Source organism: Exiguobacterium sp. s78 (genome assembly GCF_018618985.1).
Taxonomy (GTDB): domain Bacteria; phylum Bacillota; class Bacilli; order Exiguobacteriales; family Exiguobacteriaceae; genus Exiguobacterium_A; species Exiguobacterium_A abrahamii.
In genome coordinates, this window is the sequence record NZ_JACSNB010000001.1 from 876125 (window position 1) to 889375 (window position 13251).

The following is a 13251-nucleotide window of genomic DNA, read 5'->3' on the forward strand; positions in this document are numbered from 1 at the left end:
GTCTGTATGTATAAAGTAGTAGAAGTACCAAATGATGTATTACGACAGGTATGTGAACCTGTCACGAAGTTCGATAAAAAACTCGGTAAGATGATCGACCGGATGTTCGATACGATGTACGAATATGATGGTGTCGGCTTAGCGGCACCGCAAATCAATCAACCGATCCGTGTAGCTGTCGTCCATACGGATGATGAGACAGGACCGATCGAGCTGATCAATCCGGAAATCATCGAAGCCGATGGTTCACAAATCGATGACGAAGGATGCCTCAGCATGCCAGGCATTTTCGGACCGGTCGAACGGTTCGACCGCATCGTCGTCAAGTCGCAAGATCGTCTCGGGCGGACGGTCAAAATCAAGGCAAACGGCTTTTTTGCACGTGCCATCCAGCACGAGATGGATCATTTAGACGGTGTCCTGTTCACAGATAAACTTGTCGAGCAAGAAAAACCGCGCGTCGTCTTCATGGGGACACCTGAGTTTGCGGCAGGGACACTGCGTGAAGTGATCGATGCTGGGTATGACGTCGTCGGTGTCGTATCGCAACCAGATAAGCCGGTCGGACGAAAACGGGAAGTCAAACCGACACCTGTGAAACTCGTCGCGATGGAACACGATATTCCTGTGTTGCAACCGAAACGGATTCGTGAAGACTATCAGGACGTCCTTGATTTAAAACCAGATCTCATTATCACGGCAGCTTACGGTCAGATTGTACCGACAGCTATTTTGGAAGCACCACGCTTTGGGGCGATCAACGTCCATGCGTCACTACTACCGAAATATCGTGGCGGTGCACCGATTCATCAAGCAATCATCGATGGAGAAAAAGAGACAGGCGTGACGATCATGTATATGGTCGATCGACTTGACGCGGGTGATATGTTGTCAAAAATCATTGTTCCGATCGAAGAGAACGATACAGTCGGAACGATGTTTGAAAAGTTAGCGGACGCAGGAGCGCGACTATTGCTTGAGACCTTACCGCGTCTGTTCGCAGGTGAATTGACACCGGAAGCGCAAGATGAGGCAGAAGCGACGTTTGCGCCGAACATCTCACGCGAGCGGGAACGACTTGATTTTACGTTACCGGGTGAGACACTCTATGATCAAATCCGAGGAATGAATCCTTTCCCAAGTACGTATACGATGCTTGGTGATGACCGATTGAAAGTTTTTTTCGCGACGAAAGTCAAAGGAACGGGACGACCAGGCGAAATCATCGCTTTAGAAGCGGATGGTCCCGTCATCGCGACAGGTTCGGAGACAGCGTTGAAGCTGATCGACTTACAGCCGTCCGGAAAAAAACGGATGGACGGTGCTACGTTCATGCGCGGGATCGGTCAATCGCTTGAACTCGGACAACAAGTAGGTGAGAACGCATGAATGTACGTGACGCAGCAGTAACGACACTGATGAAAATTGGTCAAGGTGGTGCCTTCTCGACAATCACCGTCCACCAGATGCTTGAAAAGCGTGCTATCTCAGCAACAGATGTCGGCTTGTTCACGGAACTCGTCTACGGGACGCTCAGTCGTGAATTGACACTGGATTATATTTTGGAGCCGTATCTAGCGAAACAGAAAAAACTTGATCCGTTCATGCGTCCGTTGTTACGGATGAGTGTGTATCAATTGTTTTATCTTGATCGTGTACCGGATCATGCCGTCATCCATGAAGCTGTCGAGATTGCCAAAAAACGTGGAAAAGTCCACGTCTCGAAAGTCGTCAACGGAGTGCTCCGGAATGTATTACGGGCGGGAATGCCTCATTTCGCTGAGATCGAGCCTGTTGCAAAACGAATCAGCATCGAAACGAGTCACCCGCAGTGGCTCGTCGAACGCTGGATTGAACTGTTTGGTCCAGAAGAAACACTTCAAATCTGTCAATTGAATAACACACCTGCACCGGTCACGGTTCGCATCAATCGGACGAAGACGACGCGAGAGGAAGCGATCGAGCTTCTACTCGACCAAGGTGTGACGGCAAAACCATCTACGGTCGCGCCAGACGGTCTCGAAATCGAACGAGGAAGCGTTCAAAAAACGGATCTGATTGACCGTGGGTATCTTTCTCTGCAGGATGAGAGCTCAATGCTCGTCGCCCGTGCACTCGGTGCAGAAACATCTGATCATGTACTTGACAGCTGTGCCGCACCTGGTGGGAAAGCGATGCATATTGCTGAAGGTTTGACGACGGGAACACTACAGGCACTTGATCTTCATCCACATAAGATTAAATTGATTGAACAGCAAGCGACACGATTAGGTCTTACGACTGTTCAAGCAGAAGCGTTAGATGCTCGTAAAGCAGGAGACCGCTTTGAAGTAGAATCGTTTGATCGGATTCTTGTCGACGCACCTTGTTCAGGACTCGGTGTCATTCGAAGAAAACCAGATATCAAATGGACGAAACGCCCGGAACAACTCGAGCAACTCCCGAAAATTCAACGAGATATTCTGACATCTGTCTTACCACTCGTTAAAAAGGGTGGAACCTTTGTCTATTCGACTTGTACGATTGATCCGATCGAGAACGAGGATCAGACAGCGTTCATTCTCGATCAAGGATTTGAATTTGATACATCCTTCGCGGCACGGATGCCGGAATCCGTGCGACATCTGATCGGGGATCGAGCAGAACTCAAGTTGTTACCGACGACAGTCGGAACGGACGGCTTCTATATTGCCGCGTTTAAAAAACGAGAAGATTGACACGAACGGAGGACTGTCATGGAGCTAGCTCACCTTTCGACTACTGGGAAAGTCAGGACTAAAAATGAGGATACGGTATTACTCGTCGGGAACGCTGAACGTGGTCTTGCCGTCGTTGCGGACGGTATGGGAGGTCATGCTGCTGGCGATATCGCAAGTGCGATCGTTCGCGAGGTATTTGAAGCATCCTTTTCACTCATGCCAAATCGTCCGATGGAATTGTCTGAATGGATAGAACAACGTGTAGCCGAGGCAAATGCCCGGATTCTTCAGTTTTCAAAAGAAGAGCAACTTGCAATCGTCGGAACGACCATTGCCTGCGTATGCTGGGTCGAAGATTTGCTCGTCATCGGTCATGTTGGAGATAGTAGGGTCTATGCCCTTGAAGGTACGGCGTTAAAACAATTGACGGATGATCATTCTTACGTCAACATGTTACGACAAATGGGGGAACTTTCGGATGAGGAAGTCGAAAATCATCCTCGTAAGAATGTCATCACACGGTCGGTCGGCTCGAACGAAACGGTCGAAGTCGACATTCAAGTCAGAGATGCTCCAGACTATGACCTCGTCCTCGTCTGTAGTGACGGGTTGACCGATGAAGTGCCAGATGATGTCATCGAACAGATCATCTTACAGGATGAGCCGCTTGATGAGATCGTCGGACGATTGGTGAAAGAAGCGAATGCTCGAGGAGGCGCGGATAATATTACGATTGCCGCCATCCGGTTCAAAGAAAGAAAGAGGGTCTGAATATGCGATACGGAGATCGATTAAATGACCGCTACCGCATAGAACGGCTAGTTGGAAGTGGCGGGATGGCGAATGTCTATCAAGCCTATGATGAGATTTTAAAGCGTCATGTTGCCATTAAGATTTTACGGACCGAATTTTCGCATGACGAACAGTTCATTCGTCGATTCGAACGTGAAGCTCATGCTGCTACCAGCTTGAATCATCCAAACATCGTTGCCGTCTATGATGTAGGCGAAGAAGATGCCATCTATTACATCGTCATGGAGTATATCGATGGTATGACATTAAAGACATTTTGTGAAAATCAAGCATTACCTGTGCCGCAGGCCGTCGATATCATCGCTCAAATTTGTGATGCGATCGATCACGCCCATGCACACCGAATTATCCATCGCGATATCAAACCGCAAAACATGTTGATTCGAGAGGATGGTACCGTCAAAGTAACGGATTTCGGAATCGCTGTGGCGATGTCGAATGCGACGCTGACGCATACGATGTCCGTCCTTGGGTCCGTCCATTACTTTTCACCGGAACAAGCAAAAGGTAAATTTGCGGATGAGAAGTCGGATATCTATTCACTTGGTGCTGTCTTATACGAACTTGTGACAGGACAAGTCCCGTTCGAAGGTGATTCACCGGTTGCGATCGCTTTAAAGCATCTGCAAGATACACCGCGTCGCCCATCCGTCTTGAATCCGAAAGTGCCACAAGCGCTTGAGAACTGTATCATGCAGGCGCTCGCAAAAGCACCGCATGACCGTCAACAGTCCGTCGCAGCCTTTAAGGCAGATATGGTGACGGCGTTGTCTGACGAACGAGCAAGCGAAGGTATCCGAGGTGCAGAAGAGGATGAGCTGGAAAAGACGATGGTCTTATCGCCTGTACAAGTGCCAGAAGAATCAAAAGCGGAACCAGAATCACCCGCCGTCACGACCGTTCAACCGAAAACACCGGAAAAGAAAAAGAAAAAACGTTGGTGGATCGTCCTCTTATTGCTCATATTGCTAGGTGGTGCAGCTACGACGTTTGCGATGTGGCCAGATCCAACGGTCACCGTACCATCTGTCGTCAAGACGGATGGAGACGAAGCGGAAACGAAGCTTGAGAAACTAGGATTCGTTGTTGAGACGACAGAACGAAATAGCGATACAGTCGAGGAAGGCGATGTCATCAGTCAGACACCGCGTGAAAACGCACAAGTCAAGAAAGGCTCGACAGTCACCTTGGTCGTCTCTACAGGTAGTGCGCCGGTCGAAGTACCGGATGTGACAGATGACGCTGAAAAAGAGGCGATTGCCACATTAAAAGAGGCTGGATTCGCTAAAGTCGAGGTCGAACGTGAAAAGTCGGATGAAGTCGAGCGAGGTAATGTGATCCGGCAATCGATCTCTGCTGGGACGGAAGTGATTGCAAAAGAACAGACGATTACAATCACTGTCTCAGAAGGAACTTCGTCCTTTGAATTGAAAGATTTGACGAACTTATCGAGTGATGAAGCAAAAGCGTATCTCGATGAAATGGGTCTCGACGGCACGTTTGAACAAGAATTTTCAAGTGACGTCAAGCTCGATCAAGTCATTCGTCAATTCCCGCAAGCAGGAGCGCAAGTCGAACCGAACGACTCCGTGACGGTGTTCATCTCAAAAGGTGAGGAAGAAAAAACGGTGACGGCAACGTTCCCTGAAAAGGTCGTCTATGATGCGGTCAGCGAGAACGAGGACGAGGAACCACCGAAACAAGTCATCCGGATTGAGACGGAAGACGCGAAAGGGAAGCGGACCGTCATCGAGGAATCGATTGATCAAGATGAGACATTCGACGTGCCGGTGACGATTGATCCAGGAGAAGAAGGAAAAATTACGATCTATAAAGACGATACGGTGTATCGTTCAAAAACCATCACGTACAATCAAGCAAAAGACGCACAATGAATGTGATGAAAAAGGAGTGCATAGGATGACGGAACAACGCATCGAAGAGAATCGAGAAGGAACGATCATACGTCTGCAGGGTGGCTTTTATGATGTCATGACACCAGAAGGAGAGGTCCGTTCACGGGCAAGAGGGAATTTCCGAAAACGCGGCATCAGTCCAGTCGTCGGAGACGAGGTCGTTCTTCATATCGAAAGTGAGACAGGATATATTCTCGAAGTGAAGGAGCGGGACAACTTTTTAGTACGCCCTCCAGTCGCGAATATCGACCAGGCATTGCTCGTCGTCTCGGCGGCAGAACCTGATTTTTCAGCGCACTTGCTCGACCGATTTCTCGTTTTGATCGAAGCGAAGGAAATTCAACCCGTCATCCTATTGACGAAGATGGATTTGCTGGACGATGTTAAAGGACCGTCTGTCCGAGAGGCGATTGCCGCTTACCGGAAGATTGGGTATACGGTCATCGAGACATCAAGTGAGACGTTGGCAGGTATTGAGCAAGTCCGTCCGTTACTTGCTGGAAAAACGAGCGTTCTCGCCGGACAATCCGGTGTCGGGAAAAGTTCATTGCTCAATGCACTGGAACCCTCTCTTGATTTAGAAACAAGTGCGATCTCGAAATCACTCGGACGCGGACGTCATACGACGCGCCACGTCACATTGATGCCGCTTGCCGAAGGATTGATTGCCGATACGCCAGGTTTCTCGAACCTCGATTTTCCGTATGATATGGAAATCGAGGATGTACGGTGGAGTTTCCCTGAATTCGTGGCTGTACAAGATGATTGCAAATACCGAGGTTGCTTGCATTTGAATGAACCCGGTTGTGCCGTCAAGGAAGCCGTCGAAGCCCAAGAAATCATGTCCTCTCGTTATGAGAACTATGGTATGTTTATAGACGAAATCAAGAATCGAGCCCGGAGGTATTGAAGATGATTAAAATTGCACCATCTATCTTATCAGCAGATTTTGCGAATCTCGAACGCGATGTTAAAGCAGTCGAAGCAGCAGGCGCGGACTATATCCATTTTGATGTCATGGACGGTCAGTTCGTACCGAACATCTCATTTGGATTACCTGTGCTTAGCTGCTTACGTCAAAAGACGGATATGATTCTCGATGTCCATTTGATGATCGACCAGCCAGAACGTTTCGTCGAGGATTTCGTCAAAGCAGGGGCGGACATCGTGACGTTCCACGTCGAAGCGACGAATCATGTCCATCGTGTCTTGCAACAAATCAAAGCAGCGGGCGCAAAGGCAGGAGTCGTCTTGAATCCCCATACGCCATTATCAACGATTGAACACGTCCTTGAGGATGTCGATATGGTTTTATTGATGACGGTCAATCCGGGCTTCGGTGGACAAGCCTTCATCGAGCGTGTCATGCCGAAACTCGCAGCACTTGCGCAAATGAAAGCAGATCGTGGTCTGACATTTGAAATCGAGATTGACGGTGGCGTCAATCCGGAAACGGCAAAGCTTTGCATCGATAACGGTGCGAACGTTCTCGTCGCAGGATCAGCAATCTACAATGCACCAGATTATGCGGAAGCGATCACTAGCATTCGTCAAGGGGCTGCCGTATAATAAGAACGAGAAAACGAAATATGATGACCGCAAGGGGTGTCGCTTGAAAAGCGGCTGAGAGGAGTCTTTTAGACTTTAACCCTTCGAACCTGTTCCGTTCAAACGGACGTAGGGATGTGGCGCACGCAGGCAGTACGGCGTTCGTCGTACTGCCTTTTTGCGTCCTCTCGTACAATGAAGGAGGAAAAATAGCATGAAACGGTTACAAATGATGATGGAAATTGCCATCTTCGCCAGTCTCGGAGTCGTCTTTGATTTACTGATTCCATTCAAAATGCCACAAGGAGGCTCAATCAGCTTAGCGATGCTACCGATCTTCGTCATGGCATTTCGCCACGGTGTCGTCGGAGGGGTCGTTACGGGAGCGCTTGTCGGTACGATTCAATTGATGTTCGCTCCTCAAGTCTTGACGATCGTTCAACCGATGCTTGACTATACGATTGCGTATGGTGTCGTCGGATTAAGTGGTCTGTTCGCGCGTCAAGTCAGACTAGCCGCGCGCAATGGACAAAAGAAAAGCTTGATGGCGTTCGTTCTCCTGGCGACGTTATTAGGCGCAGGACTCCGTTATATCTGTCATGTCATCAGTGGAATCGTCTTTTTTGCCGAGTATGCAAAAGGTCCAGTCGTGGAATACTCTTTTGTCTATAACGCAACGTATATGGTTCCTTCGTACATCTTATGTGGAATCGTAGCAGGAATTCTATTTACGACTGCGCCACGCTTACTCCGTTATTCGGCACGAGGCGTCTGAGATGCGGGCGATTCTCGTCTGTGCCGGTCCGCGAGAAGAAGTGCCGGATTTACGGACGTTTTGTCAGCCGGGTGATTTTATCGTCGGTGTCGATGGTGGTGTTCAGACGATTGAATCGTTTGGGCTGACATGCGACCTGACGATTGGTGATTTTGATTCGCTTGGTTATGTACCAGAAGGGGCAATCGTTCATCCGGCCGAGAAAGATGAAACGGATCTCGAACTGGCACTTCGTACAGCATCAGAGATGAAACGGTTTGAGGATACCATCATCATCGGGGCGACAGGTGGGCGGCTCGACATGACCGTCCAAAATGTGTACCTGTTGAAGCGATATCCAGAGACCAGACTCGTGACGAAACGAGAAGAGGTGCGATACTTGGCTGAGGGAACGTATGCAGTCGAAGCAGGGAGCTATCATTATCTTTCTTTCATTCCACTCGTACCATCGACTTTAAGCTTATCCGGAGTCAAATACCCACTCGATGCACATCCCGTACCCGTCGGAGGTTCCTTGACCGTTAGTAATGAATGGCGTGCGTCAGAAGCGAAAGTAGAGCTCCACCAAGGAGAACTATTGATGATGCGGACGCTTAAGGAATAGAACAATCATATGAAAGAGGCCGTGGACAAATCCACGGCCTCTTTTTAGATGAAATTATTCTTCGAGTTGAGAAGGGGCGACACGGATGTCGCTTTGGGCGGATAGATGTTTTCCTTTGACGAAGAGATGATAACTTCCCCACATGACGAGGAAGAAAGGAACACCGATGTATAGAGCGATTCGTTGATCCGCTTGAAACGCAAGACTGACGAGGACGACGACGTTTAACGTCAGCGAAATCAGTGGTAACACCGGATAGAGTGGTGTCTTGAATTTCAGTTCGGATACATCGTGTCCGTTTCGGACGAACTGACGACGAAATGCGAGCTGCGAAGCAGAAATCGAAATCCAGCCGACTTGAGCGCCAAGTCCGGCTAAGGACAAGAGCCAAATGAAGACGGTATCCTCTGCGAAAAACGCGGTTAGGAGCGATAACATCGCAAACATCATCGTAAAGAGTAAAGCGCGCATCGGCACACCACGTGCATTGACGTAAGATAATTTCTTTGAAATCATCCCTTCTTGCGCCATTGCCCATAACATCCGAGTCGCCGCATATAATCCGGAGTTTCCGACGGACAACAACGCTGTCAAGACGACGATGTTCATCAAATCAGCAGCGTACGGAATACCAATCGCATCAAAGACCATGATGAACGGACTGCTGACTCCGCCAGCTGTTTCATACGGAATTAATGCACCAACGATCGTAATCGATAAGACGAAGAAGATGAACGTCCGCCAGACTGTATTGCGGATGGCTTTTGGAATCGATTTTTCGGGCGTGTCGGACTCCCCAGCCGCAACACCGATCAATTCCGTTCCTTGGAAGGCGAAGTTGACGGCAATCATCGTCGTCAAGACACCGAGAATCCCGTTTGGAAACCAACCGCTTGCCGTAAAGTTCGCGAATAACGATGTTGGGCGATCTGCTTCCATCGGTAACCAGCCGAACCAAGCAGCGCCACCTAGAATGATGAAGAACAGGATCGCGAGGACCTTCAAACTCGAGAACCAGAATTCAGCTTCACCGAATGCTTTGGCGGAGACGGCATTCAGACCGAACAGCAAGACCGTAAAGACGGTACACCAGACGACAACGGGTACGTTCGGAAACCAGCGGTCCATCAAACTGCCGGCAGCTGTAATTTCGAGTGCGACCGTCACGGCCCAGCCGAGCCAATAAATCCAACCGACGGCAAAGCCGACCCCTGGTCCGATGAAGCGGGTCGTATAGGTCTGAAATGACCCCGAGACCGGCAGATAGACCGCTAATTCTCCTAGACATAACATCGTCAGATACATGATGGTCCCACCCACGATGTAACTGAGGACCGCCCCGAGAGGTCCTGCTTGTGAAATCGTTAATCCTGACCCTAAAAATAAGCCTGTTCCGATGATTCCGCCGAGTGAAATCATGAACAGGTGTCGACTCGTCATCTCTCGTTTGAGTTGCATGATGACTTCCCCCAATTCTGACAAAATAAAGTACGTTCCTATTGTAAGCGTTTTCAATAAAAGCGACAATTAGTTTATGAGAAAAATAAATGAGGGCATAAAAAAACCGGAAGGGAAGATTCCCATCCGGTGGTTGCGCCTTATACGCGTTCGACTTTACCTGATTTAAGAGCTCGAGCTGAAACCCAAACCTTTTTCGGCTTACCGTCGACGAGGATACGTACTTTTTGTACGTTGACTCCCCAAGTACGTTTTGTTTTGTTCAATGCGTGTGAACGGTTGTTACCCGACTTTGGCGATTTCCCAGTAACGTAGCATTTACGTGCCATGCGTTCCGCCTCCTTTTATGTTGTTTTGCGTTCGTCCTAATAGACACTTTGCTATCTTAGCATGGTGTCAGGGCGGTTGCAACATAAAAAAAGTAGCTGACAAGAAAAAAACTTGACAGACAACCTCGAAATTTAAAATAATGGATGAGGATGATGGTAAAAGTTCATTTGACCGCTACTATTTTTCACTTATTCATTGTATAGTCAGTACGGCGACTTTTCAATAGTAGGTCCTTATAGTAGAATTATGAGAAGAATACAATATTCAAAGGGGGCTACTCAGGTGGCGATCGAGATGAAAACGACCTATGGAAAGATTGATGTAGATAATGATGTCGTCGCGCAACTTGCGGGCGGCGCAGCAATGGAATGTTTTGGTGTCGTTGGTATGGCATCCCAGTCTCAAATCAAGGATGGTCTTGCTGAACTCTTAAAACGTGAGAACTTTGCACGCGGTGTCATCGTTCGACAGGCTTCAGAGCAGGTCCATATCGATATGCATATCATCGTAAGCTATGGAACGAAAATCTCAGAGGTGGCGAACAACGTACAGAGTCGCGTGAAATACACGCTCAGTCAGGCACTAGGTCTTGACGTGACATCTGTGAACATCTTTGTCCAAGGAGTCCGCTTGACGAATGTCTAAGGCGGGAATAGAGGAGGAAACTTTAGTGAGTGTAGATCGTTTAACAGGAGCGCAGTTAGTCAAGATGATTCAAAATGGCGCGGCGAATCTCTATCAAAATGCAGATTTCGTCGATTCATTGAACGTCTTCCCTGTGCCAGATGGTGATACGGGAACGAACATGAATTTGACGATGACTTCAGGTGCAAAAGAAGCAGGTAAATCAACTTCGGATTCTGTATCGGAAGTCGCGAACGTCTTCGCACGTGGATTATTGATGGGGGCGCGCGGAAACTCTGGCGTCATCTTAAGTCAATTGTTCCGTGGATTCTCGAAATCAATCGAAGGCAAAACAACGATTGATACGAAGGAATTCGCAGATGCGTTACAAAAAGGTGTCGATACAGCATACAAAGCAGTCATGAAACCGGTTGAAGGAACAATCTTGACGGTTGCCCGTGAAACAGCTGTCGCTGCTATCGCACAATCTGAGACGACGACGGATTTCTTAGAGTTGATGCGTCAACTCGTCGAAGCTTCGAAAGTATCGCTCGACGGAACACCAGAACTTCTTCCGGTATTAAAAGAAGTCGGTGTCGTTGACTCTGGTGGTCAAGGTCTCGTCTGTATCTATGAAGGATTCCTCGCAACACTCGAAGGAAAAGAACTCGACAAACCGCATGCGCCTGTCATGGAAGCACTCGTCGAAGCAGAGCATCATAAAACGGCTCAAAGCTTCATGTCGACAGAAGAAATCCATTACGGTTACTGTACGGAAATCATGGTTCGTTTCCAAGATGACAAGCTTGCGAATGCACCATTCAGCGAAGAAGACTTCCGTAACGAATTAGCGGAATTCGGTGATTCATTGCTCGTCGTAGCGGATGAAGAACTCCTTAAAGTTCATGTCCACGTTGAAACACCAGGAGAAGTCATCACAAAAGGACAACGTTTCGGTGAACTCGTCGCTGTTAAGATTGAAAACATGCGTCAACAACACTCGACGATCCTTGAAGAAGAAGGTGCGAACCAAGTCACTCCAGTCGCTGCACCGAAGGCAAAAGCGAAAGCAGCCCTCGTGACAGTCGCAATGGGTGAAGGAATCAGCGAACTCTTTAAATCACTCGGTGTCAGTGTCGTCATCGAAGGCGGACAAACGATGAACCCGTCGACGGAAGATATCGTTAAGGCGATCGAGGATGCACACGCTGAACACGTTTATGTCTATCCAAACAACTCGAACATCATCATGGCCGCTGAACAAGCAGCATCTGTTGCGAATTGTGGTGTGACGGTCGTGAAATCAAAAACAGTTCCACAAGGTTTAGCAGCAACAATCGTCTATAATCCAGAAGCGACTGTCGAAGAGAACGAAGCGCACATGGCAGATGCGATTGCAGCCGTTAAGTCGGGACAAGTCACATATGCCGTACGTGATACGAACATCGATGGTGTAGAAATCAAGAAGGACGACCATATGGCGATTGCTGAAAAACAAATCGTCGCTACGGACGCTTCAAGTCTTGGTGCAGTCAAGAAACTCGTCGATACACTCGTCACTGAGGACGACGAAATCATCACGGTTCTTTACGGTGAAGGCGTCTCAACAGAAGAAGTTGACGCACTCGTCGCGTACATCGAATCGGTCAATCCGGATGCTGAAGTGGAAGTCCACGACGGCAAACAACCACTTTATTCGTACATTTTAAGCGTCGAATAAAACCATCATACTGAAAAAGGGCGACTAGCCTTTTCACGAATCCCACCATCTGCGATAATAGAGGTGGGATTTCGTTTGTTTCATAGAGAGGGGAAAAGAAATGAAATATCGTAGCGTCTTTGACATCATCGGACCAGTCATGGTTGGTCCATCGAGCTCGCATACAGCAGGGGCTGCACGGATTGGATTGATGGCGGGTAAATTATTCGGGGAAACGCCTACTGTCATCCACATCACGTTTTACGGTTCATTCGCGGATACGTATCGTGGACATGGAACGGATGTCGCCATCATCGGCGGTGTTCTCGGATACGATACGTTTGACGACCGGATTCCACAATCGATCGATATCGCGAAGTCGAAAGGGATTGAGATTCATTTCGAGACGAGTGAGGCGTTGACGGATCATCCGAATACGGCTCGTGTCCATTTGACGAATGGAGTAGAAGAGTTTGAATTGGTTGGTATTTCAATTGGTGGGGGAACGATTGAAATCACGGAATTAAATGGTGTACCGCTTCGTTTGTCCGGTGGGGGACCGGCACTCGTCGTCTTACACCATGACCGCTTTGGTGCGATTGCAGCCGTGACGAGCATTTTGGCTGATTACGAAATCAATATCGGGCATATGGAAGTGTCACGGCATGAAAAAGGAAAACAAGCACTTATGGCAATTGAGATTGATGACCGGATAACGGCAGAAGTGTTGGAAGAAATCGATCGGTTACCTCAAGTCGAGCGTGCCGTCATGATGGGAGAGTGAA

General features: G+C 48.5%; 13 protein-coding genes and 1 riboswitch. Of the genes, 11 read left to right on the forward strand and 2 right to left on the reverse strand.

Going from position 1 to position 13251, the window contains the following annotated elements:
- Positions 1-6: 6 nt before the first annotated feature.
- The 8 genes from fmt to KNQ18_RS04350 all read left to right on the forward strand — a co-directional run bounded on the left by fmt (position 7) and on the right by KNQ18_RS04350 (position 8355).
- Complete coding sequence (gene fmt, locus KNQ18_RS04315; RefSeq protein ID WP_050677507.1) at positions 7-1389, forward strand: methionyl-tRNA formyltransferase; 1383 nt, start codon at positions 7-9, stop codon at positions 1387-1389.
- Positions 1386-2717, forward strand: coding sequence for a 16S rRNA (cytosine(967)-C(5))-methyltransferase RsmB (gene rsmB / locus KNQ18_RS04320; protein ID WP_215083937.1), 1332 nt, complete (start codon positions 1386-1388; stop codon positions 2715-2717). The genes fmt and rsmB overlap by 4 nt, the downstream gene beginning before the upstream one ends.
- 18 nt (positions 2718-2735) lie before the next feature.
- Entirely contained in the window at positions 2736-3470 is a 735-nt protein-coding gene (locus KNQ18_RS04325; RefSeq protein WP_029342109.1) for a Stp1/IreP family PP2C-type Ser/Thr phosphatase, read from the forward strand.
- A gap of 2 nt (positions 3471-3472) precedes the next feature.
- A complete protein-coding gene (gene pknB / locus KNQ18_RS04330) occupies positions 3473-5407 on the forward strand; it encodes a Stk1 family PASTA domain-containing Ser/Thr kinase (RefSeq protein ID WP_214770801.1) in 1935 nt (644 codons plus the stop codon).
- A 25-nt stretch (positions 5408-5432) separates the two neighbouring features.
- Positions 5433-6338: a ribosome small subunit-dependent GTPase A gene (rsgA, locus tag KNQ18_RS04335; protein WP_149427607.1), complete on the forward strand. Its 906-nt coding sequence runs from the start codon at positions 5433-5435 to the stop codon at positions 6336-6338.
- Positions 6339-6340: 2 nt separating this feature from the next.
- Positions 6341-6997: a ribulose-phosphate 3-epimerase gene (rpe, locus tag KNQ18_RS04340; RefSeq protein WP_215083939.1), complete on the forward strand. Its 657-nt coding sequence runs from the start codon at positions 6341-6343 to the stop codon at positions 6995-6997.
- Between the two features lie 22 nt (positions 6998-7019).
- Positions 7020-7129, forward strand: a riboswitch (TPP riboswitch).
- A gap of 61 nt (positions 7130-7190) precedes the next feature.
- Positions 7191-7751 carry an energy-coupled thiamine transporter ThiT gene (gene thiT / locus KNQ18_RS04345; RefSeq protein ID WP_029342105.1) on the forward strand — a complete coding sequence of 187 codons (561 nt, stop codon included), beginning with the start codon at positions 7191-7193 and terminating at the stop codon, positions 7749-7751.
- 1 nt (position 7752) lies between these two features.
- The gene (locus KNQ18_RS04350) at positions 7753-8355 is read left to right on the forward strand and encodes a thiamine diphosphokinase (protein ID WP_214723627.1); all 603 of its coding nucleotides are present in this window, start codon (positions 7753-7755) and stop codon (positions 8353-8355) included.
- Positions 8356-8409: 54 nt separating this feature from the next.
- Here KNQ18_RS04350 and KNQ18_RS04355 read toward each other — a convergent pair whose 3' ends face one another.
- Positions 8410-9813, reverse strand: coding sequence for an amino acid permease (locus KNQ18_RS04355; protein ID WP_064299638.1), 1404 nt, complete (start codon positions 9811-9813; stop codon positions 8410-8412).
- 140 nt (positions 9814-9953) lie between these two features.
- Positions 9954-10142: a 50S ribosomal protein L28 gene (rpmB, locus tag KNQ18_RS04360; protein WP_023468758.1), complete on the reverse strand. Its 189-nt coding sequence runs from the start codon at positions 10140-10142 to the stop codon at positions 9954-9956.
- Positions 10143-10425: 283 nt separating this feature from the next.
- Between rpmB and KNQ18_RS04365 the strand changes: the two genes are divergently transcribed.
- From KNQ18_RS04365 to sdaAB, 3 genes are all read left to right on the forward strand, one after another.
- Positions 10426-10788, forward strand: coding sequence for an Asp23/Gls24 family envelope stress response protein (locus tag KNQ18_RS04365; protein ID WP_023468757.1), 363 nt, complete (start codon positions 10426-10428; stop codon positions 10786-10788).
- Between the two features lie 25 nt (positions 10789-10813).
- The gene (locus KNQ18_RS04370; protein WP_369815311.1) at positions 10814-12487 is read left to right on the forward strand and encodes a DAK2 domain-containing protein; all 1674 of its coding nucleotides are present in this window, start codon (positions 10814-10816) and stop codon (positions 12485-12487) included.
- 100 nt (positions 12488-12587) lie between these two features.
- Positions 12588-13250 carry an L-serine ammonia-lyase, iron-sulfur-dependent subunit beta gene (sdaAB, locus tag KNQ18_RS04375; protein WP_023468755.1) on the forward strand — a complete coding sequence of 221 codons (663 nt, stop codon included), beginning with the start codon at positions 12588-12590 and terminating at the stop codon, positions 13248-13250.
- The last annotated feature ends 1 nt before the right edge of the window (position 13251 follow it).

Excerpts from the sequence above, each read along its gene's own strand:
- thiT (WP_029342105.1), top strand. The coding sequence starts at position 7,191 with ATGAAACGGTTACAAATGATGATGGAAATTGCCATCTTCGCCAGTCTC.
- KNQ18_RS04350 (WP_214723627.1), top strand. The coding sequence starts at position 7,753 with ATGCGGGCGATTCTCGTCTGTGCCGGTCCGCGAGAAGAAGTGCCGGAT.
- KNQ18_RS04325 (WP_029342109.1), top strand. The coding sequence starts at position 2,736 with ATGGAGCTAGCTCACCTTTCGACTACTGGGAAAGTCAGGACTAAAAAT.
- rsgA (WP_149427607.1), top strand. The coding sequence starts at position 5,433 with ATGACGGAACAACGCATCGAAGAGAATCGAGAAGGAACGATCATACGT.
- sdaAB (WP_023468755.1), top strand. The coding sequence starts at position 12,588 with ATGAAATATCGTAGCGTCTTTGACATCATCGGACCAGTCATGGTTGGT.
- rsmB (WP_215083937.1), top strand. The coding sequence starts at position 1,386 with ATGAATGTACGTGACGCAGCAGTAACGACACTGATGAAAATTGGTCAA.
- rpmB (WP_023468758.1), bottom strand. The coding sequence starts at position 10,142 with ATGGCACGTAAATGCTACGTTACTGGGAAATCGCCAAAGTCGGGTAAC.
- fmt (WP_050677507.1), top strand. The coding sequence starts at position 7 with ATGTATAAAGTAGTAGAAGTACCAAATGATGTATTACGACAGGTATGT.
- pknB (WP_214770801.1), top strand. The coding sequence starts at position 3,473 with ATGCGATACGGAGATCGATTAAATGACCGCTACCGCATAGAACGGCTA.
- KNQ18_RS04355 (WP_064299638.1), bottom strand. The coding sequence starts at position 9,813 with ATGCAACTCAAACGAGAGATGACGAGTCGACACCTGTTCATGATTTCA.
- rpe (WP_215083939.1), top strand. The coding sequence starts at position 6,341 with ATGATTAAAATTGCACCATCTATCTTATCAGCAGATTTTGCGAATCTC.